The sequence below is a fragment of the Streptomyces sp. NPDC050423 genome (assembly GCF_040655445.1).
Taxonomy (GTDB): domain Bacteria; phylum Actinomycetota; class Actinomycetes; order Streptomycetales; family Streptomycetaceae; genus Streptomyces.
Map to the genome: position 1 here is coordinate 23242 of NZ_JBFAJY010000009.1, position 18225 is coordinate 41466.

General features: G+C 71.4%; 21 protein-coding genes and 1 pseudogene. 8 read left to right on the plus strand and 14 right to left on the minus strand.

Going from position 1 to position 18225, the window contains the following annotated elements; translation table 11 throughout:
- Positions 1–122: 122 nt before the first annotated feature.
- Both AB0I52_RS09390 and AB0I52_RS09395 read right to left on the minus strand, forming a co-directional pair.
- Entirely contained in the window at positions 123–944 is an 822-nt protein-coding gene (locus AB0I52_RS09390) for a DUF3558 family protein (protein ID WP_363070523.1), read from the minus strand.
- 192 nt (positions 945–1136) lie between these two features.
- Positions 1137–1964, minus strand: a complete 828-nt coding sequence (locus tag AB0I52_RS09395; protein ID WP_363070525.1) for a DUF3558 domain-containing protein — start codon at positions 1962–1964, stop codon at positions 1137–1139.
- A gap of 170 nt (positions 1965–2134) precedes the next feature.
- On the opposite strand from AB0I52_RS09395, the gene AB0I52_RS09400 reads away from it, so the two are divergent.
- Complete coding sequence (locus tag AB0I52_RS09400) at positions 2135–3328, plus strand: RtcB family protein (RefSeq protein ID WP_363070527.1); 1194 nt, start codon at positions 2135–2137, stop codon at positions 3326–3328.
- A gap of 74 nt (positions 3329–3402) precedes the next feature.
- Here the strand turns inward: AB0I52_RS09400 and AB0I52_RS09405 are convergent, their stop codons facing one another.
- Complete coding sequence (locus AB0I52_RS09405; RefSeq protein WP_363070529.1) at positions 3403–4161, minus strand: SDR family NAD(P)-dependent oxidoreductase; 759 nt, start codon at positions 4159–4161, stop codon at positions 3403–3405.
- 54 nt (positions 4162–4215) lie between these two features.
- Positions 4216–4551 (minus strand): YnfA family protein, encoded by a 336-nt coding sequence (locus AB0I52_RS09410; protein ID WP_363070531.1) that lies wholly within the window; start codon positions 4549–4551, stop codon positions 4216–4218.
- 142 nt (positions 4552–4693) lie between these two features.
- Between AB0I52_RS09410 and AB0I52_RS09415 the strand changes: the two genes are divergently transcribed.
- On the plus strand, positions 4694–5191 hold the full coding sequence (locus AB0I52_RS09415) for a hypothetical protein (RefSeq protein WP_363070533.1): 498 nt from the start codon (positions 4694–4696) through the stop codon (positions 5189–5191).
- A gap of 115 nt (positions 5192–5306) precedes the next feature.
- Entirely contained in the window at positions 5307–5765 is a 459-nt protein-coding gene (locus AB0I52_RS09420; RefSeq protein WP_363070535.1) for a MarR family winged helix-turn-helix transcriptional regulator, read from the plus strand.
- A 74-nt stretch (positions 5766–5839) separates the two neighbouring features.
- On the opposite strand, the gene AB0I52_RS09425 is transcribed toward AB0I52_RS09420, so the two are convergent.
- From AB0I52_RS09425 to AB0I52_RS09440, 4 genes are all read right to left on the minus strand, one after another.
- Positions 5840–6598 carry a Mut7-C RNAse domain-containing protein gene (locus AB0I52_RS09425; protein WP_363070537.1) on the minus strand — a complete coding sequence of 253 codons (759 nt, stop codon included), beginning with the start codon at positions 6596–6598 and terminating at the stop codon, positions 5840–5842.
- 89 nt (positions 6599–6687) lie between these two features.
- A complete protein-coding gene (locus AB0I52_RS09430) occupies positions 6688–6879 on the minus strand; it encodes a hypothetical protein (RefSeq protein WP_363070539.1) in 192 nt (63 codons plus the stop codon).
- 268 nt (positions 6880–7147) lie between these two features.
- Entirely contained in the window at positions 7148–7678 is a 531-nt protein-coding gene (locus tag AB0I52_RS09435) for a GNAT family N-acetyltransferase (protein WP_363070541.1), read from the minus strand.
- Between the two features lie 61 nt (positions 7679–7739).
- A complete protein-coding gene (locus AB0I52_RS09440) occupies positions 7740–8561 on the minus strand; it encodes a helix-turn-helix domain-containing protein (protein WP_363070543.1) in 822 nt (273 codons plus the stop codon).
- 127 nt (positions 8562–8688) lie between these two features.
- Between AB0I52_RS09440 and AB0I52_RS09445 the strand changes: the two genes are divergently transcribed.
- Positions 8689–9261 (plus strand): TIGR03086 family metal-binding protein, encoded by a 573-nt coding sequence (locus tag AB0I52_RS09445; protein ID WP_363070545.1) that lies wholly within the window; start codon positions 8689–8691, stop codon positions 9259–9261.
- On the opposite strand, the gene AB0I52_RS09450 is transcribed toward AB0I52_RS09445, so the two are convergent.
- Positions 9194–9511, minus strand: coding sequence for a hypothetical protein (locus AB0I52_RS09450; RefSeq protein ID WP_363070547.1), 318 nt, complete (start codon positions 9509–9511; stop codon positions 9194–9196). The genes AB0I52_RS09445 and AB0I52_RS09450 overlap by 68 nt on opposite strands.
- A gap of 325 nt (positions 9512–9836) precedes the next feature.
- Between AB0I52_RS09450 and AB0I52_RS09455 the strand changes: the two genes are divergently transcribed.
- Positions 9837–11381 (plus strand): hypothetical protein, encoded by a 1545-nt coding sequence (locus AB0I52_RS09455; RefSeq protein ID WP_363070549.1) that lies wholly within the window; start codon positions 9837–9839, stop codon positions 11379–11381.
- 51 nt (positions 11382–11432) lie between these two features.
- Here the strand turns inward: AB0I52_RS09455 and AB0I52_RS09460 are convergent, their stop codons facing one another.
- Positions 11433–12746 carry an NAD(P)-binding domain-containing protein gene (locus AB0I52_RS09460; protein WP_363070551.1) on the minus strand — a complete coding sequence of 438 codons (1314 nt, stop codon included), beginning with the start codon at positions 12744–12746 and terminating at the stop codon, positions 11433–11435.
- 104 nt (positions 12747–12850) lie between these two features.
- On the opposite strand from AB0I52_RS09460, the gene AB0I52_RS09465 reads away from it, so the two are divergent.
- Complete coding sequence (locus AB0I52_RS09465) at positions 12851–13216, plus strand: metalloregulator ArsR/SmtB family transcription factor (protein WP_363070553.1); 366 nt, start codon at positions 12851–12853, stop codon at positions 13214–13216.
- A gap of 93 nt (positions 13217–13309) precedes the next feature.
- On the opposite strand, the pseudogene AB0I52_RS09470 reads toward AB0I52_RS09465, so the two are convergent.
- From AB0I52_RS09470 to AB0I52_RS09480, 3 genes and pseudogenes are all read right to left on the minus strand, one after another.
- Positions 13310–14065: pseudogene (locus AB0I52_RS09470) on the minus strand (NAD(P)-binding domain-containing protein); the annotation flags it as partial.
- A 46-nt stretch (positions 14066–14111) separates the two neighbouring features.
- Complete coding sequence (gene arsB, locus AB0I52_RS09475) at positions 14112–15233, minus strand: ACR3 family arsenite efflux transporter (protein WP_363070555.1); 1122 nt, start codon at positions 15231–15233, stop codon at positions 14112–14114.
- Complete coding sequence (locus tag AB0I52_RS09480; RefSeq protein ID WP_275536235.1) at positions 15230–15538, minus strand: metalloregulator ArsR/SmtB family transcription factor; 309 nt, start codon at positions 15536–15538, stop codon at positions 15230–15232. Before AB0I52_RS09480 ends, arsB begins: the two co-directional genes overlap by 4 nt.
- Positions 15539–15633: 95 nt before the next feature.
- Here AB0I52_RS09480 and AB0I52_RS09485 point away from each other — a divergent pair, with 95 nt between their 5' ends.
- The gene (locus AB0I52_RS09485; RefSeq protein WP_363070740.1) at positions 15634–16056 is read left to right on the plus strand and encodes an arsenate reductase ArsC; all 423 of its coding nucleotides are present in this window, start codon (positions 15634–15636) and stop codon (positions 16054–16056) included.
- An 88-nt stretch (positions 16057–16144) separates the two neighbouring features.
- Here AB0I52_RS09485 and AB0I52_RS09490 read toward each other — a convergent pair whose 3' ends face one another.
- Positions 16145–16738 (minus strand): hypothetical protein, encoded by a 594-nt coding sequence (locus AB0I52_RS09490; protein WP_362963397.1) that lies wholly within the window; start codon positions 16736–16738, stop codon positions 16145–16147.
- 138 nt (positions 16739–16876) lie between these two features.
- Here AB0I52_RS09490 and hemL point away from each other — a divergent pair, with 138 nt between their 5' ends.
- Positions 16877–18184, plus strand: coding sequence for a glutamate-1-semialdehyde 2,1-aminomutase (gene hemL, locus AB0I52_RS09495; protein ID WP_363070557.1), 1308 nt, complete (start codon positions 16877–16879; stop codon positions 18182–18184).
- Positions 18185–18225: the final 41 nt, after the last annotated feature.

Genomic DNA, 18225 nt, shown 5'->3' on the forward strand with positions numbered 1-18225 from the left:
CGAGTTCTGGCGGGCACAGCCTGGCACATGCGTGCGAGAGATGTTGCGCGGGGAGGGGCGAAGCCCGGTTCCCGCAGGAGGACCGGGCTTCGTGAATCAGCTTCTGCGCTGGGGCGTTGGGTCTAGTCCGCTGCCTTGTCAGTCGCCTTGTCAGTCGCCTTGTCGGTCGCCTTGTCGGTCGTCTTGCCCGAGGACTTGGCGGGCGACTTGGGCGAGGCGCTCGCCTTCGGGCTCTCGTTGGCGGCGGCTACCGCTGCGACCGCGTTCTTGGCGCCCATCTTGGCGCCCGTGGTGATCTTTTCGGCCGCCGGGGTCTTCGATCCCGCGTAACCCGCGCCGTTGTAGGTGAGGGTGACGACGACGTTCCCCGTACGGGCGACGATCGTCGCGTACTTGAAGTCCTCGCCCGTCTTGGCGAGGTCGTACGTGATCAGCGTGGCCTGGTCGCCGATCGCGCTGACGGGGGTCGTGACGAGCTTCTTCGCGCCCTCGGCCGCCTTGGCCTTGGTGATCTGCTTCGTGAGGTCTTCCCCGGCGCGGTCGGCGCCGCTGCCCAGGGCCTGGTCCGAGGCGAAGCGGGTGAAGCCGACATCGAGCCAGCGGTACTGGGAGCCCTTGACGCCGTTGTCGTCCAGACCGTTCCAGGAGCAGCTGCCGCGGGCGGCGGTGTCGCTGGACTTGCCCGGCGTGCCCGTCTTGTCCTTGGCCGCGGGGACCAGGGACTTGACCGTCTTCGCGGTGATCGACTTGCACGGGTCGGGCAGCGCGGCGAACTTCGCGGCGGCGACCTTGGCTTCCGACTTCGTCGCATCCGGCGCGGGGGACGAGGACGAGGCCTTGTCCTTCTCGCCGTCGGAGTTCGACGAGCAGCCGGCGACGACGAGCATCACCGGAACGGCGGCGCAGGCGAGTATGCGGGTGAGTCGCGGGGCTGATCGGTGCATGGTTCCTTCACTCGGGTGGCGCGGCGTTCGGGCGGCCGGACGGTCGGTGGGCAGGGGACGCCGACGTGGTGCCGGCGGTCGGCGGGCGGTGGTTCCGGAGGGCCACGGTACGACGGACGGCAGCCGGATGCCGCCTCGGCCGGACGGTTCGCGGGGCGGCCGGCGGCCGGGCCGGACCGGCCGGGGGCGGGGTTACTCGCTGAACCTGTCGACCAGTTTCCGGCCCAGTGCCTGGGCCTTCTCCTGCAGTTCCTTGCTGTCGGGCACCTCGGTGGAGAGGGCCGGCTGCGAGGTGTACTGGATGGTCACGATGACGTTCGATGTGCGGAATACCACGCTCACCGTGCGGTGCTGTGCGGTGGAACCTGCCGGCGTGAGCAGATCGTCCAGAAATGCGTTGTCGCCGAGCGAATCGAGGACCCGGGGCTGGAGGCTGTCGGCGGTGCCGCCGTCCGTGCTGCCGCCGGTGTTCCCGCCGGTCTTTCCGTCCGTGTCCGCGCTCGTGTGCGCGTCCTTGCCCGGCTTTCCGCCGGCGGTCCCGGACGGGGAGTCCGGCGTGCCGTTCCCCGCGCTGTCGGACGAGGTGGAGGCCGAGGGCAGGTCGGCGGCGGCCTTCTTCTTCTCGTACACCTCGCCGGCGCGGTCGTCGTCGCTCACGGCCGGGTCGTACGAGACGACCCGCTCGAAGTCGACGGAGAGGCTGCGGGTGCCGTCGGGCGCCTCGGTCTTCCAGCGGCAGCCGGCCCGGCGGTCGGTGTCGTACGTGACGGCGGGCGAGCCGTCGAGCACCTTCTCCTGCTGGGCCTCGGGCAACTCGGAGGTGCCGGGCAGCAGGTCCTTCAGCGTGGCGGGTGCGATGGAGCGGCAGGCCTCGGGAAGGGTGCGGTACTTGCCCGGGGGTGCGGCGGAAGTGGTCGGGGCCCCGGGCTTGCTGTCGGTGGCGGAATCACCGGTCCCGGTGCCGCTGCTGCAGCCGGCCGCGAGCGCTGCAATGAGCACGGCGCCGGATGCGTACGCCATTCGTCGCACGGTCCTGGGCTCCCTTCGTGCGAAAAACGGTTGCCGCTCGTCGGCGGCCGGTGGACACAATGTGTATCGCACGCGCCGCTGTGAATGCCGGTCGGCCGATACTTTTGCCGACCTTGGCACCGGTTTTGCGCTTTCAGGCTTTTCGGGGGAATCGAGGAATTATGTCGTACGTAGAGGTGCCGGGCGCGAAGGTTCCCATCCGCATGTGGACCGACCCGGCCCAGGTCGAGGACGTCGCGATGCAGCAGTTGCACAACGTCGCCACGCTGCCCTGGATCAAGGGTCTGGCCGTCATGCCGGACGTCCACTTCGGCAAGGGTGCCACGGTCGGCTCGGTCATCGCGATGCACGGTGCGGTCTGCCCGGCGGCGGTGGGCGTCGACATCGGCTGCGGCATGTCCGCCGTGAAGACCTCGCTGACCGCCAATGACCTGCCCGGGGACCTGACAAGGCTCCGGTCGAAGATCGAGCAGGCCATTCCGGTGGGCCGCGGGATGCATGACGAGCCGGTGGACCCGGGCCGGCTGCACGGGCTTGCGGCGACCGACTGGGACGACTTCTGGCAGCGGTTCGACGGGGTGGCCGATGCGGTCAAGTTCCGTCAGGAACGGGCTACGAAGCAGATGGGAACGCTCGGAGCGGGAAACCACTTCGTCGAGTTCTGTCTCGATGAGTCGGGTTCGGTCTGGCTGATGCTGCACTCCGGCTCCCGGAACGTCGGCAACGAACTGGCCGCCTTCCACATCGGAGAGGCGCAGAAGCTGCCGCACAACCAGGACCTGATCGACCGCGACCTCGCGGTCTTCATCGCGGACACCCCGCAGATGGCGGCCTACCGCAACGACCTGTTCTGGGCGCAGGAGTACGCGAAGCACAATCGCGCGATCATGATGGCGCTCTTCCAGGACGTGGTCCGCAAGGAGTTCAAGAAGGCCAAGGTGACCTTCGAACCGGTCATCTCCTGCCACCACAACTACGTGGCGGAGGAGCGGTACGACGGCATGGACCTGCTGGTCACCCGGAAGGGTGCCATCCGGGCCGGCTCCGGTGACTTCGGGATCATCCCGGGCTCGATGGGCACCGGCTCGTACATCGTGAAGGGCCTCGGCAACGAGAAGTCCTTCAACTCGGCCTCGCACGGCGCGGGCCGGAGGATGAGCCGGAACGCCGCCAGGCGGCGCTTCTCCACGAAGGACCTGGAGGAGCAGACGCGGGGCGTGGAGTGCCGCAAGGACTCCGGCGTCGTGGACGAGATCCCGGGTGCGTACAAGCCGATCGAGAAGGTCATCGAGCAGCAGCGGGACCTCGTGGAGGTCGTCGCGAAGCTGAAGCAGGTCATCTGCGTGAAGGGCTGAGCGGCGGCGCCGGGGGCCTGACGGGCGGGGCCGGGGTGAGACCCACGGGGGTGGACTCACCTCGGCGCGTCCCGTCAGGCGGTGCGGTGGACCTTGGAGTTGGAGGCCTGGGCGCGGGGGCGGACCACCAGGAGGTCGATGTTGACGTGGCTGGGTCGGGTGACGGCCCAGGTGATCGTGTCGGCCACGTCGTCGGCGCTGAGGGGGGCGTCGACGCCGGCGTAGACCTTGGCGGCCTTCTCGGTGTCGCCGCGGAAGCGGGTGGTGGCGAACTCCTCGGTCTTGACCATGCCGGGTGCGACCTCGATGACGCGGACCGGGGTGCCGACGATCTCCAGGCGGAGGGTCTCGGCCAGGACGTGCTCGCCGTGCTTGGCGGCCACGTAGCCGCCGCCGCCCTCGTAGGCGGAGAAGCCCGCGGTCGAGGAGAGGATGACCACCGTGCCGTCGCCGCTCGCGGTGAGGGCGGGGAGCAGGGCCTGGGTGACGTTGAGGGTGCCGATGACGTTGGTCTCGTACATCTGGCGCCAGTCGGCCGGGTCGCCGGTGGCGACGGGGTCCGCCCCGAGCGCGCCGCCCGCGTTGTTGACCAGCACGGCGAGGCTGCGGAACGCGGTGGCGAACTCGTCGACCGCGGCGCGGTCGGTGACGTCCAGGGCGTACGCCGTGGCCTCGTGGCCCGCCGCGGTGATCTCGGCGGCGAGCGCCTCGATGCGGTCCTTGCGGCGCGCGGTGACCACGACGCGGTAACCGGCGGCCGCCAGTTGCCGGGCGGTCGCGGCACCGATGCCGCTGCTCGCGCCGGTGATGACGGCGATGGGGGATGCGGCCATGGCGGGCTCCTCGGACAGCTGATCGATACGGGGCCAGGATAGGCAGGGGCGTGGTCAGTGGTTGCGCGGGGCGTACATGATCACGGCCATGCCGGCCAGGCAGACGAGCGCGCCGGTCACGTCCCAGCGGTCGGGCCGGTAGCCATCGGCGACCATGCCCCAGACGATCGACCCGGCGACGAAGACCCCGCCGTACGAGGCGAGCACCCGCCCGAACTCGCCGTCCGGCTGGAGCGTGGCGACGAAGCCGTACGTGGCCAGCGCGACGACCCCCGCACCGATCCAGGCCCAGCCGCGGTGTTCCCGGACACCCTGCCAGACGAGCCAGGCGCCGCCGATCTCGAAGAGTGCGGCGACGACGAACAGGGCGATGGAGCGGACCACGGACATGTGATCAGCGTGTCATGCGCGGCGAGGTGCCCCGGAGGCGCGCCGAACCAGTCGGGAAATGTGAATAATGCGTGCAGATCTGTATCTTCAGGACATGTTAGTGACGCGTAAGGCTCTGCTGAGGGTGTCCGCTGCGGCGGCAATGGCGTCGACTCTGGCGCTGGGTGCGGGCGGGACGGTCACGGCCGTCGGTGCGCCGGTGGTTTCACGGCCGGTCCCGCCGACGGTTTCGCCGGTGGTGCGGAGCGTCGAGCCGCAGGCGGATGTGTCGCACCACGGTCATGTCTCGCTGTGGGGTACCGGCCTCGGCGTCTGGCTGGTCAGCCGGAACAGTGGGCCTTCGGACCTCGCGGGGACGACCGTCCGGCTGCGGATGTCCGTACCGCTCTCCGGCCGGCAGGAGCTTCCCGCGCAATGCCTTCAGGCCGACCGGCAGACCGTGCTGTGCCGGACGGGCCCGCTGCGCGCGGACGGCTCGCAGCAGCGGCAGCTCGCGCTCGAACTCCAGCTTCTGGGGCGGCCGGCGGAGGTGGTCGTCCGGATCGACACCGCGTGGAACGGCGGGGCGACGGACCTGAACACGAAGAACAGCGAACACGAGGTGCTGGCACCGGCCACCGGGGACGAGTACGTCTTCTGAGACCACCGGGGACGCGTACGTCTTCTGACGCGCTGCCCGGGTGAGCCGGGCGGGTGATCTCTGCTTCGTACACTCTCCGCATGCCGCAGAAGCCCGCCGGCCCCGTCGCACCGCGATGCTCGCCGAGCTCTCGGCCGTGTCGCGCCGCTACATGGCCGCGTACGCCCTGTTCAACCAGGCCGTCGCCGACCGGCTGCGGCTCCACCCCACCGATCTCCAGTGCCTCAACCTGCTCAGCCTGGAGGCGGCTCCCGTCACCACGGGGCGGATCGCGGAGCTGACCGGGCTCACCACGGGGTCCGCGACCCGGCTGGTCGACCGGCTGGACCGGGCCGGTTACGTCACGCGCGCCCGGGACACGGTGGACCGGCGGCGGGTGCTCGTCGCGACGGTGCCCGCGCGGATGGCGGAGTTCGGGGCGGTCCGGGAGCAGCTGAACGCCGGCTGGTCGGCCATGTTCGATGCCTACGACGACGACGAGGTCGCGCTGCTCATCGCCCATATGCGGCGGACGGCGGAGCTGAGCGCGGCGCGGATCGCGGGGCTGCGGGAGGGCGGCAGCGGGCCGGGGTGAGAACCGGACGGGTGAGGTCGGCAGCGGGACGGGGTGAGAACGGGACCGGGCGAGGTCCGGGTGCCGCGTCGCGGTCAGTCGCCGGACGGGTCCGGCGGTCCGGCGGGGGAGCCGCCGAAGTCGCGGACGGCTTCGGCGACGATCGCCTCCAGCCGGGCGTGGTGGGCGCCGCGCCAGTACACCCGGTCGCACTCCGTGCACTGCGCGAAGACGTCGTACGAGCGCTGAGTGCCGTCCTCAAGGCGTGCGCCCACGGTGTCCTTGTCGGCTGCCGCCAGCCGTCCGTTGCACGCGGTGCACCGGCTCCACGGGGCGAGTACGGGCGCGAACCGCTCCAGTACGTCCCGTAGTTGCGCCTCGGGCCGGTCGCTGTAGACGTACGCCCCCGCCCAGATCTCCCGCCGGTGGAGCAGCCCCCGGTCCCGGGAGAGCAGGACGCGCCGCTCCCGCGCCGAGCGCGTGGCCAGTGCGGGGTCGCCGATGTCCTCGTACTCGTAGGCGGCGTCGACGCCGAGCAGCCGCAGCCGCCGCGCGAGGGTGCCGAGGTGGACGTCGAGGAGGAAGCGCAGGGGCGCGCCCGGCACCTGCTGCGGGCGCCGCACCGCGTGGACGTCGACCACTTCGCCCGCGACGGGAATGTGTGACACCGGGACCGGGCGGCCGTCGACGAGGAGTTGTCCGGCCTCGGTGAGCGGGACCCCGAGCGACTCGACGACATGGCCGAGCGTGGACGAGCCGTCGGTGGTCACGGCCGTTCGCCCCCTGCGGCGTTCGTGGGCGACGAAGAGCCTTAGTTCAGGGGCGACTTCGAGGTGGATCTCCGGTCCGTTCACCTGGTCAGGATGCCATTGGGCCGGGTGCGCGGGCCACGGATTTCGGTGGGGCGGGGGTGGCGGCGGGTACCGGTGGGTGACGTGCGGGCTCAGGCGCGGAAGGCGGCGGCGTGCTCGGCGGCCCAGGCGCCGAACGCGCGCGCCGGTCGGCCGGTGAGCTTCTCGGTGTCGCCGGTGACCTCGGCCGGTGAACCGTCGGTGGCGGCCCAGTGTCTGAGCAGCCCCTCGACGCCCTCCAGCGCGGCCGCGAAGGTCGTCGGGTCCCCGAGAGCGCAGGCCACGCCCGGGATGCCGGCCGGGAGCGAGAGCTCGGCGGGGTTGCGGGACGCGGTACGGACGGCGGGGCCGCCGCGGTGCAGGAGCGAGGCGAGCTTGGAGCCGACGCGGCCGCGGCATCCGGTGACGAGCGTGAGCGTGGCGGTGAGTCTCCTCGGTATCCGGCCGTGCGTGAATAAGCTGCGTTATGCAGCTAAATATCCAGGAGGCGGGTCCGGCCGTCAATCGCCTTGCGCGCGGGGTGCGAGCGCCGCGGCCCGGCCGGGTCGCCGGTCAGTGATCCGGGTGGAGGTCCAGCCGCCAGTCGTTCGTCAGCAGCGGATGGCCCGGCGGGTACTCGACCTCGCACTCGCCGAGCAGGGTGAACCCCGCCTTGCGGCACACCCCGTTCGACGCGCCGTTGGCCACGGACGGGTACGCGTGCAGATAGCGGTGCCGGTGCTCGGCGCGCGCCTGATCGGCCACGGCCGCGGTCGCGGCGGACGCGATGCCCCGCCCCTGGAACCCCGCGAGAACGGCCCACCCCGTCTCGTACACCTCCCGGCCCCGCCAGGTGCGCTCCCAGAACCCGATGGTGCCCACGGCCTCGTCCTCGCCGGTCAGCGCGATGCGGAACATCCTGCCCCGGCCCGTCCGGTCCGCGCTCAGCGCCACGTAGCGGCCGTGACGCCCTATGAGCTGCTCCTCCGACTCGGGGCCGCCCAGATGGTCCATCAGCTCCGGTGCGTTGGCACGGCGGAGCAGCTCCAGGTCGCTCTGCGACCAGGGCTCGATCCGTACGGATGATGCTGTGGTGCGCTCCATGCCAGAACTGTAGGACGGGGCACTGACAGTCAGCGGGAGCCCGGCGGGCGGCCCTGGCCGGTCAGTGGGCGGTCAGCGCGGTCGGCGGCACGCCCACCGTCGCCGTGAAGTCCCTGACCAGGTGCGCCTGGTCGCTGTAGCCGAGATCCGCGGCGAGCGCCGCCCAGTCCACGTCCGGCTCCGACGCGGCGCGTTCCATCGCCTCGTGGATGCGGTAGCGGAGGATGACCCACTTGGGGCCCACCCCGACGTACGTGGCGAACAGCCGCTGGAGCGAGCGCACCGACACCCCCTCGGCGCGGGCGAGTGCGCTGACGCGGCGGACCGTGCGGTCGGTGCGGATCAGCTCGGCCAGGGCCATCGCCCGGTCGGCCCGCGGATCCGGTTCGGGGCCGAGCGCCAGCAGGTACGCGTCGAGCGCCGCGATCCGCTCGTCCTCCGGGCCGGGGTCCAGGACGGCGGACGGCGCGGCGGGCGGCGTGAACACCTCGGCGGCCGGGACCCGGCGCCCCGTCCACCGGGCCACCGGCCGGTCCGGTGCGAACGGGTGGAAGCCGCCGGGCCGGAACTGCACCCCGCAGACCCGCCCGCGCCCCTCCAGCTTCTGGGTGAACAGCTCCAGGCCGATGCCCGAGACCTCGGCGAATCCGGCCTCGTCGTCGCCGCAGCCCGCGTACCGCTCGAAGACCAGGTTGACGCTCGGGTGGGGGACCAGGTGGGAGGCGTAGGGCTCGGGCAGATCCCAGTCGATCAGCCAGTAGTGCTCCAGGTACGGACGCAGTGCGGGGGCGGGTTCGCGCCGCCGGAACCGTACGTGCGTGAACAGTTCGGAGGCGTCGACGATGCCGCGGGTGTCATGCCGGGGACCCTGGGAGCCAGCCATGACGGCCGATCCTATGCCGCGGCCGATCCCGCGTCCGGCTGTCCGGTTCCCCCGTCGTGTCTGCCTGTGGTGTCTGCCTGTCGTGTTTCTTCAAGACCCCGGCCGCCGCCGCGGGCATGGTCGAACCATGAAGAAGATCAGTGAATTGCTGGACGCGGCGGCCGGCGGCGCGCTGCCCGTGGTCCGTGGGATCGACGACAGCCGGCTGGACGGCCCCACACCCTGCGCGGAGTACGACGTCCGCGCCCTGGTCAGCCACCTCACCCAGGTGGTCGTCAACTTCACGGCCCTGGCGGCCCGGCAGGACGTGGAGTTCGGTGAGACCCCGGACGCGGTCACCGGGGACTGGCGCGACCGCTTCGGCGAGCAGACGGCCGCGCTGGTCGAGGCGTGGGCCAGGCCCGGCGCGGAGGACGGGACCGCGGGTTCCATGGGGTTCCCGGCCCGGACCGTCGGCCACATGGTGCTCGGCGACCTGACCGTCCACGTGTGGGACCTGGCCCGCGCGACCGGTCAGGAATTCGTGCCGGACGCGGACGTGGTGAACGAGCTCGCCCCGGCCATGGCCGCGATGGCGCCGAAGGCCCGGGAGGCGAAGGTGTTCGGCGAGCCGTTCCCCGTACCGGAGGGGGCTAGCCCCTTCGTGCGGGTGCTCGCACTGACCGGTCGCGACCCTGGCTGGCAGCCGCCCCGGGGGTGATGCCCGTGGCCGGAAAACGTGCGCCCGGCGCACTCGGTTCGTCGTAGAGCGCGCCGACGGTCTCGTACGCGCCGTCCACGATCCTCTCGGCGTCCACCAGCATCGCGCGCTCGGCGAGCCGGGCCGCCTGATGGGTGTACGGGGACGGCGGCGCCGGGTGCCGGCGCCGCCACCAGCTCTCACCTGCGGCGAAGATGCCGCCGGAGAAGACCAGCACGGGGATGGACAGGGCCAGCAGAGTGTCGCCCATGGCAGGCCTCCCTCAGTTTCGGTGCCTCCTGCATCGGCAGGTTCGACAGGTCAGCTGAAGATCATTCTTCGGCCAATGAATGGCCGAATAGGGCTGGCCGACGGGTGCCGGCCGTGCCGGCGGGCGTCCGGGGGTGACCGGACCGGGCCGTGCGTTCTGCACGGTGGCCGCGTCGAGCAGGTGAATAATAGTTCCGGTTTGTCCTTTGGAGTCCGATACGCATAGATTCCTGTCGCGCTGCCTGCGAACTGCGAACTGCGAGCCCTCGAAGCACAGTTGAGCGACGACGCGATCCCTCACCCATCGGCTGGGAGGACCCGCCCATATGTCCGGAACCGTCAACCGGTGGACCGCCGTGCTGCGCAGAGGCTGGAAGGACGGCACGCTGTGGCCGTGGTGCCTGGCGGCCGTCGCGGCGGCCTGCGGATACGCCGTGGCCACCGTCTTTCACCCCGGATACCTCAGCGCGGACAGCAACACCCAGCTGTGGCAGGCGCTGGGGGACGAACCGGTGAACGACTGGCATCCACCGGTGATGGCACTCGCGTGGCGGCTGCTCATCGGGATCACGGGGGACTTCTCGGCCATGGCCGCCCTCCAGGCCGCCGTGCTGTGGGGGACGCTGTGGGTCCTGGCCCGGCTGGTGTGGAAGAAGACCGGCAGCCGCGGGCTCTCCCTCGCGGTGCTGGCCGTCGGCTTCGCGCCGCACATCATGAACCTCACGGGAGTGGTGTGGAAGGACGTGCACCTCGCGTACGCGCTCCTCGCGGTCTTCGCGATCGCGCTCACCGTGCGCGACCTGCCGCGGGACCGGCCCAGGACCCGCTGGGCCCTGCTGGTGCTGGGCATGCTGTTCCTCGTGTACGCCGCCCTCGTGCGGAAGAACGGTGTCCCCGCCGCGATCCCGGTCTTCGCCCTGCTGGTCCTCGCGGCATGGCCCGCCCCGGGCCGACGCCGCTGGCTGGCCGCCACCGCTGTCTTCGCCGCGGCCGTGATCGCCGGCAGCGCCGCCGTGTCCGCGGTCACGACCCCGTTGGCCACCCGGGTGTACGCGGTGATCCCGGTGGACGATCTCGCCCATGTGCTCACCCCGGCCCAGATGCGCACCGCCGCCGAACAGGCCGGCGCGAGCGCGGACTTGCGCGACCGCCTGGTCACCACCGCCGCCACCTGCCAGAAGCGGCACATCGCGTCCGACGCGTACCTCCAGTGCTTCCCCCACGACCGGCCGTTCGACGTGACGTATCTGGACCGGCACGCCGACGTCGTCGTCCGGATGTGGATGCGGCAGATGCCGCGGCACTGGAAGGGCTACGCCGAGTACCGGGGCCGGGTCTTCACCAAGCTGCTCTTCCAGAGCAACCAGGTCTTCTGGAACGGCACCCACGTCAATGCCGGCGCCCGGCTGCACCCCGAAGTGCGCAAGGAGCCGCTGAACGACACGCTGAGGTTCGCCCTGCAGAACTACGTGACCGGCTTCGCCCGCGACCTGCCGATGCTGTTCCAGGGCTGGTTCTGGCTGGCCGTCTCGCTGGTCCTCGTGCTGCGCCGCCGGTGGCCCGGCCCCTACGCCCGCGAACTCCGGCTCATCGGGGCCAGCTCACTCCTGTACATCCTCGCCTACCTGCCCACGGCGCCGGAGTCCAACTACCGTTACGTGTACTGGCCCGCGCTCTCCGGGACCGTCGCACTCACCCTCGTCGCGACCGCCTTCGCGGCCCGTCGCCGCGCGGCGGCCGATGCCACCGCCGCTGAGCCGGACACCCGCCCCGCCGCGCTGCCGGGCGCCGTGCCCAGCCCCGTCAGGGCCGCACGCCCCGAGACGGCGGCAAGCAGCCCGAACGGCAGCGGGCATCCGCCGCACTCGTGACATGACGTTCTTCCTGACGCGGAACGAAGCGCCCCGGCCGGGGCGCTTCGTTCAGGAACCGCAGCACCCGCCGGACGCCGTGTCCCCGGCGGCCGGGGCCGGGTCGTCGAAGAGTCCGGGGCCGCCGCAGACTCCGGTTTCGGGGAGGGCGAGTTCGACGCGGTCGGCGGCCTCGGCGTCGCCGGCGAGGGCGGCGGTGACGGAGCGGACCTGCTCGTAGCCGGTCATGGCGAGGAAGGTCGGGGCGCGGCCGTAGGACTTCATGCCGACCAGGTAGACGCCCTGTTCGGGATGGGACAGCTCGCGGTGACCGTGCGGGTGGACGGTGCCGCAGGAGTGCTGGTTCGGGTCGATGAGCGGGGCGAGCTCGACCGGCGCCTGCAGGCGCTCGTCCAGGGCGAGGCGCAGCTCCGACAGGAACGACAGCTCGGGGCGCAGGCCCGTCAGGACGATGACTTCGTCCACCGGGTCGAGGCGCCGGCCGTCCTCACCGACGAGGACCAGACGGTCGTCGTCGGCGGTCTCGATGACTTCGGTGCGGAAGCCGGTGACGGCATCGGCGTGTCCGTCGTCGACGGCGGCCTTGGCGGCCAGGCCCAGGGCGCCGCGGGCGGGAAGCTGGTCGGCGGATCCGCCGCCGAAGGTGGAGCCGCTGATGCCGCGGCGCAGGATCCACACGGAGTGGGTACCGGGCTCCTCCTTCGCGACGTCGGCGAGGGCGGCGAGGGCGGTGAAAGCGGAGGCGCCCGAGCCGATGACCGCAGTGCGCCTACCCGCGTACCGGGCGCGGACGGCCGGGTCCTTGACGTCGGGGATCCGGTAGGAGATCCGGGCGGACGCGGCGTGCTCGCCCAGGGCGGGGAGCCCGTCGGCACCGATCGGGCCGGGGGTGGACCAGGTACCGGACGCGTCGATCACGGCCCGGCCCAGAATCCGCTCCTCGCCGCCGCCGGCGAGCGCGATGCGGACGGTGAAGGGCCGCTGCTCGCGGTCGGCGTCGACGATCCGGTCGCGGCCGAGGCGGGAGACCCCGGTGACGGTGGCGTCGTAGCGGACCCTGTCCCCGAGGGCATCGGCGAGCGGCTGGAGGTACCGCCCGGCCCAGTCGCCGCCCGTGGGGCAGGTGTCCGCGTCGGGCTCGGCCCAGCCGGTCGGTGCCAGGAGCTTCCTGGCGGCCGGGTCGGTCAGTTCGCCCCAGGTGGAGAACAGCCGCACGTGCGACCAGCCCCGCACCGCGGTGGCGGCCGTCGGGCCGGCCTCCAGGACCAGCGGTTCGATGCCGCGCCCGACGAGGTGGGCGGCGGCCGCCAGCCCGGCGGGGCCGGCGCCGATGACGACGACCGGGAGGTCTGCGGTGGTGGTCATGGCGGTGATGTCCTCCAGGGTGGGTGACCGTTTCCGGTCTCTGTTTCGATCGATGTCTATGTATGAAGCTTGCAGGCGGTATCGATGGATGTCAACATAGACACATGTCGAAATCAGAGGTCGTGGAGCTGCCGGTCCTGGATCCCGCGACGGTGGTGCCGTGCTGCCCGCCGATCACCGCGGGCGAGCTGTCGCAGGGTGACGCGGAGAGGATGGCCGTGATGTTCAAGGCGCTGTCCGACCCGGTGCGGCTGCGCCTGTTCTCCAAGGTCGCCTCCCATCCGGGCGGTGAGGCGTGCGTGTGCGACATCTCCGACGTCGGCGTCTCCCAGCCGACCGTTTCCCACCACCTGAAGAAGCTGCGCGAGGCCGGCCTGCTGACCTCCGAGCGGCGCGGGACCTGGGTCTACTACAAGGTCGCCCCGCCCGTAGTGGCGGCCATGTCCGCCATGCTCGACCTGCGCCCCTGATCCCGGGCCGGTGTTCGTGCCTCGGCCGGCGCGGCAGGGTGAGCCGGCGGTCGTCAGCGGCCGGTGGCCAAAGGTGCCGGTCCTCAACCGCCCTCAGCGGCTGAGGAGTTCTGCGATCTCGGTGGCGGCGTCGCGGGCCGGGCGGCCGACGCCGATGAGCGTCGTGGACGCGGGGCCGGTCCAGTCGCCGTAACCGAGCAGATGAAGGCGCGGCTCCTCGACCGCCCGAGTCCCGTGCGTGGGGATACGCCCGCGCGGTCCCCTTGGGTCCAGCGGGGCGAGGTGGGAGAGGGCCGGCCGGAAGTCGGTGCACCAGATCACGGAGTCGGCTTCGGCCCGTGTGCCGTCCGCCCACTCGATGCCGTCGGCGGCGAGCCGGGTGAACATCGGGGACGCCTTGAGCAGTCCGGCGTCCCGTGCCTCGCGCACGGGCGGGACGGCGACGTTGTCGCCGAGCGAGGCGACGTCCGTACGGCCTTCCTCCAGGGCGCGGCGTCGGGCGGTGGCCGCGTCGAACAGGGCTCGGCCGTCGACGTCGTCGGCGAGGAAGCGCGGCGGGCGCTGGGTGGCCCAGGTCAGGCCGATGCCGTCGTGGGTGGCGAGGTCGGCGGCGATCTGCGCGCCGGAGTTCCCGCCGACCACGACGACGCGTTGCCCGGCGAAGCCGGACGGCCGCCGGTATCCGGTGGTGTGGAGTTGCCGGCCGGTGAACGGCCCCCGGCCGGGGACGGTGGGCAGGAAGGGGCACCACCAGGTACCGGTCGCCGAGACGACCGCCCCGGCCGACCACGTGTCCGTGTCTGTCTCCACCCGCAGCCGGCCGCCGTCCCGGCGTACCCGCTGGACGCGACGGTGGGGGTGTGCGTTCCCGCGGTGCGGCAGTCGAGGCAGTGCATCAGGTGTCCCTTCCCGGGGTGTCGAGGGCCGCGGCGGCGAACTTCTTGCGCCAGGCCAGCGCCACGTACACCAGCCCGATCAGGACGGGCACCTCGATGAGCGGGCCGACCACGCCGGACAGCGCCTGGCCGGAGGTGACGCCGAAGGTCGCGATGGCGACGGCGATGGCCAGTTCGAAGTTGTTGCCCGCCGCCGTGAAGGCCAGGGTCGCCGTGCGGTCGTAGGCGAGCCCGAGTGCCTTGCCGAGCAGGAAGGAGCCGAAGAACATGATCGCGAAGTACACCAGCAGCGGGAGCGCGATCCGTACGACGTCCAGCGGCTGCGAGGTGATCGTCTTTCCCTGGAGGGCGAAGAGGATGACGATCGTGAACAGCAGTCCGTACAGGGCCCAGGGGCCGATCCGCGGCAGGAACTTCGCCTCGTAGCTGTCGCGGCCCATCTTCTTCTCGCCGATGCGGCGGGTGAGGAAGCCGGCGAGCAGCGGCACGCCGAGGAAGACGATGACGTTGAGGGCGATGTGCCACACGGGGACGTCCAGGCCCTGTCCGTCGCCGAGGCCCAGCCATTGCGGCAACAGGTCCAGGTAGAACCAGCCCAGCACGCCGAAGACCAGGACCTGGAATACCGAGTTCAGGGCGACGAGGACGGCGGCGGCCTCGCGGTCGCCGCAGGCGAGGTCGTTCCAGATGATGACCATGGCGATGCAGCGGGCGAGGCCCACGATGATCAGGCCGGTGCGGTACTCGGGCAGGTCCGGCAGGAAGGTCCACGCGAGGGCGAACATGACGGCGGGTCCGACGAGCCAGTTGATGACCAGCGAGGACACCATCAGCCTGCGGTCGCCGGTGACGCTGTCGAGCTTGTCGTAGCGGACCTTGGCCAGCACCGGGTACATCATGACGAGCAGGCCGAGCGCGATCGGCAGCGAGATGCCGCCGACCTCGATCTTCGCCAGCGCGTCGTTCATCCCGGGGACCATCCGCCCCAGCCCCAGACCGACGGCCATGGCGAGCAGGATCCACACGGCGAGGTAGCGGTCGAGGGTGGAGAGCTTCCGGACGATCGAGTCGTCCCCACCGCCGACCGGAGCGGGGGAGGTGGTGGGCTCGGTGGTGGTCACGGGCAGGCCCGCTTGTTCCCGACCGCGGTACGGGCGGACTCGGCCAGCGCCGCGAACTGCGCCGAGAGGCCGGCGAGGACCTCGGGGCGCAGCTTGTAGTAGGTGAAGCGGCCGCACGGCTCCGTCTCCACCACACCCGCCTCGCGCAGGACCTTCATGTGGTTGGACAGGTTGGTCTGCTTCGCCCCGGTCTCCTCGACCAGGTGCGTCGTGCAGAGCGTCTCGCGCGCCAGCAGGGTCACGATCCGGAGGCGGAGCGGATCGCCCAGCACCCGGATCAAATCAGTGTCGACTGAAGTCAGCATGCACTGATATTCTCACATCATTGCCCGCTGATATCAGTGAGGGCTGAAGTCATTGGCGGGTGAGTTCCGCCGTGCGACGAGAGAGAACGATCATCATGGCCGACTCCTCCGGCAAGCCGTCCGTCCTGTTCGTCTGTGTCCACAACGCCGGCCGCTCCCAGATGGCGGCTGCCTGGCTGACCCACCTGGCCGGGCACCGTGTCGAGGTCCGCTCCGCCGGCTCGGACCCCGGCGCCGCGGTCAACCCCGCCGCCGTCGAGGCGATGGCCGAGGCCGGCATCGACATCTCCGCCGAGACGCCGAAGATCCTCACCGTCGACGCGGTCCGCGAGTCGGACGTGTGCATCACGATGGGCTGCGGCGACGTCTGCCCCGTCTTCCCCGGCAGGCGCTACCTCGACTGGAAGCTCGACGACCCGGCCGGCCGGGGCGTGGAAGCCGTCCGCCCCATCCGCGACGAGATCAGGACCCTCGTCGAGGGCCTGATCAAGGAGATCGCGCCGGAGGTCACGGGGTGAGCGGGATACGCGCGACGCCGTCTCCGGCACGGGCGGGCGGGCGTGGAAGGGGCCCGGAGGCCCCACCCATCCCCCAGTGAACCCCAGGTCAGGGCCACACCAGGCAGTACGCCTGATGCCCCGCGTCGTGCAGCCGGTGGCTGAAGTCCTGCCACTCGTGCAGCAGTTGGTAGACGTTGTACGCGTCGCGCGGGCCGCCGCGGTCCGGGACGGTGGACCAGATGAAGGCGGCGGCACCCACCGACTCCTCGCCGACGCCGCGCAGCGGGTCCACGACCGTCATCGGGAGCCGTACCACCGCGTAGTCGGGGTGCAGGACGACCAGTTCCAGCGGCGGGACCTTGTGCAGGGGTATGCCCTGTATGCCGGTGAGGACCATCGCGGCCACCGTCTCCGGCTTGATCTTGCTGAACATGCCGCCCATGCCCAGCTCGTCACCGCCGAGCTCCTCAGGGCGCATGGAAATGGGCACACGTGCGGCAGTGGCCCCGTCGGGAGCCCCGAAATACTTGTAGGTCACCCCCACCCGGCCACTACTCCTGCTTTCGGCTCCGCCGCCCACCTGCGCACCACCGGCCTGTATACCCTGCCTGCGCTCAGCCTCGCGCCGGTGCCGACCCCGCCGGGCAGGCTCGGGCCCCAGGTCGTCGGTCCCTTCGCCCACTCCGCCACCGCGATGCATATCTCATCCACCCGACTACTAACTAGGAGACACAGCCCCCGCCGCGCAACCCGATCATCGTGTCAGTGACCTCCCCCACGGGCGTGCGGTGAAACACCCGTCCGCAAGACCGTCCGTGGCTCTGACACCATGGCATGTGTGAGCTTTCCCTATGACGCCCCAGTTTCGCAGACGCTTTTCGACCGCGGGTCCCTCGTGACGCCCGGCGGCGTGAACTCTCCTGTACGTGCCTTCCGGGCCGTGGGCGGTACGCCCCGCTTCATGGTGTCCGGTACCGGTCCGTACCTCACCGATGCCGACGGACGTGAGTACGTCGACCTTGTGTGTTCGTGGGGGCCGATGATTCTCGGCCATTCCCACCCCGAGGTCATCGCCGCAGTTCAGGAGGCTGTCGCCCGCGGCACCTCGTTCGGTACGCCCGGTGAGGGCGAGGTCGCGCTCGCCGAGGAGATCGTCGCCCGGGTCGAGCCGGTGGAGCAGGTACGGCTCGTGTCGTCCGGCACCGAGGCGACCATGTCCGCGATCCGCCTCGCCCGGGGCTTCACCGGCCGGGCGAAGATCGTGAAGTTCGCCGGGTGCTACCACGGTCACGTCGACGCACTGCTCGCCGCCGCCGGGTCCGGGGTGGCGACCTTCGGGCTGCCCGACACGCCGGGGGTCACCGGCGCCCAGGCCGGCGACACGATCGTGGTGCCGTACAACGACCTGGCGGCCGTGCGGGCCGCGTTCGCCGCGCAGCCCGGCGAGATCGCCTGTGTGATCACCGAGGCATCGCCGGGCAACATGGGCGTCGTGCCGCCGATGGACGGTTTCAACGCCGGGCTCAAGGAGATCTGCGCCGCCAACGGCGCGCTGTACATCTCCGACGAGGTCATGACCGGGTTCCGTACCTCGAAGGCCGGCTGGTTCGGCATCGACGGGGTGCGGCCCGACCTGATGACCTTCGGCAAGGTGATGGGCGGCGGCTTCCCGGCCGCGGCCTTCGGCGGGCGCGCCGACGTGATGGCGCACCTGGCCCCGGCCGGCCCGGTCTACCAGGCCGGCACCCTCTCCGGGAACCCGGTCGCGACCGCCGCCGGTCTCGCCCAGCTGCGCCTGCTGGACGACGCCGCGTACGCGAAGGTCGACGCGGTGTCCGCGCAGATCCGGGGGCTGGTGAGCGAGGCCCTGGCCAAGGAGGGCGTCGCGCACACCGTGCAGGCGGCGAGCAACATGTTCTCCGTCTTCTTCACGGACCGGCCGGTCCGGAACTACGAGGACGCCAAGCAGCAGGAAGCTTTCCGCTTCACCGCGTTCTTCCACTCGATGCTGGCGCAGGGCGTCTATCTGCCGCCGTCGGCGTTCGAGTCGTGGTTCGTCTCCACCGCCCACGACACCCGGGCCGTCGAGCGGATCGCCGCCGCGCTGCCCGCCGCAGCCCGCGCCGCATCGGAGGCCACCGCATGAGCGAGAACAACAGCAGCAGTAGCACCAACAACAGCAGCAGT

Coding starts and splice junctions, on each gene's coding strand:
- AB0I52_RS09390 (WP_363070523.1), bottom strand. CDS start 944: ATGCACCGATCAGCCCCGCGACTCACCCGCATACTCGCCTGCGCCGCC.
- AB0I52_RS09395 (WP_363070525.1), bottom strand. CDS start 1,964: ATGGCGTACGCATCCGGCGCCGTGCTCATTGCAGCGCTCGCGGCCGGC.
- AB0I52_RS09400 (WP_363070527.1), top strand. CDS start 2,135: ATGTCGTACGTAGAGGTGCCGGGCGCGAAGGTTCCCATCCGCATGTGG.
- AB0I52_RS09405 (WP_363070529.1), bottom strand. CDS start 4,161: ATGGCCGCATCCCCCATCGCCGTCATCACCGGCGCGAGCAGCGGCATC.
- AB0I52_RS09410 (WP_363070531.1), bottom strand. CDS start 4,551: ATGTCCGTGGTCCGCTCCATCGCCCTGTTCGTCGTCGCCGCACTCTTC.
- AB0I52_RS09415 (WP_363070533.1), top strand. CDS start 4,694: ATGGCGTCGACTCTGGCGCTGGGTGCGGGCGGGACGGTCACGGCCGTC.
- AB0I52_RS09420 (WP_363070535.1), top strand. CDS start 5,307: ATGCTCGCCGAGCTCTCGGCCGTGTCGCGCCGCTACATGGCCGCGTAC.
- AB0I52_RS09435 (WP_363070541.1), bottom strand. CDS start 7,678: ATGGAGCGCACCACAGCATCATCCGTACGGATCGAGCCCTGGTCGCAG.
- AB0I52_RS09440 (WP_363070543.1), bottom strand. CDS start 8,561: ATGGCTGGCTCCCAGGGTCCCCGGCATGACACCCGCGGCATCGTCGAC.
- AB0I52_RS09445 (WP_363070545.1), top strand. CDS start 8,689: ATGAAGAAGATCAGTGAATTGCTGGACGCGGCGGCCGGCGGCGCGCTG.
- AB0I52_RS09450 (WP_363070547.1), bottom strand. CDS start 9,511: ATGGGCGACACTCTGCTGGCCCTGTCCATCCCCGTGCTGGTCTTCTCC.
- AB0I52_RS09455 (WP_363070549.1), top strand. CDS start 9,837: ATGTCCGGAACCGTCAACCGGTGGACCGCCGTGCTGCGCAGAGGCTGG.
- AB0I52_RS09460 (WP_363070551.1), bottom strand. CDS start 12,746: ATGACCACCACCGCAGACCTCCCGGTCGTCGTCATCGGCGCCGGCCCC.
- AB0I52_RS09465 (WP_363070553.1), top strand. CDS start 12,851: ATGTCGAAATCAGAGGTCGTGGAGCTGCCGGTCCTGGATCCCGCGACG.
- AB0I52_RS09480 (WP_275536235.1), bottom strand. CDS start 15,538: ATGCTGACTTCAGTCGACACTGATTTGATCCGGGTGCTGGGCGATCCG.
- AB0I52_RS09485 (WP_363070740.1), top strand. CDS start 15,634: ATGGCCGACTCCTCCGGCAAGCCGTCCGTCCTGTTCGTCTGTGTCCAC.
- AB0I52_RS09490 (WP_362963397.1), bottom strand. CDS start 16,738: ATGCATCGCGGTGGCGGAGTGGGCGAAGGGACCGACGACCTGGGGCCC.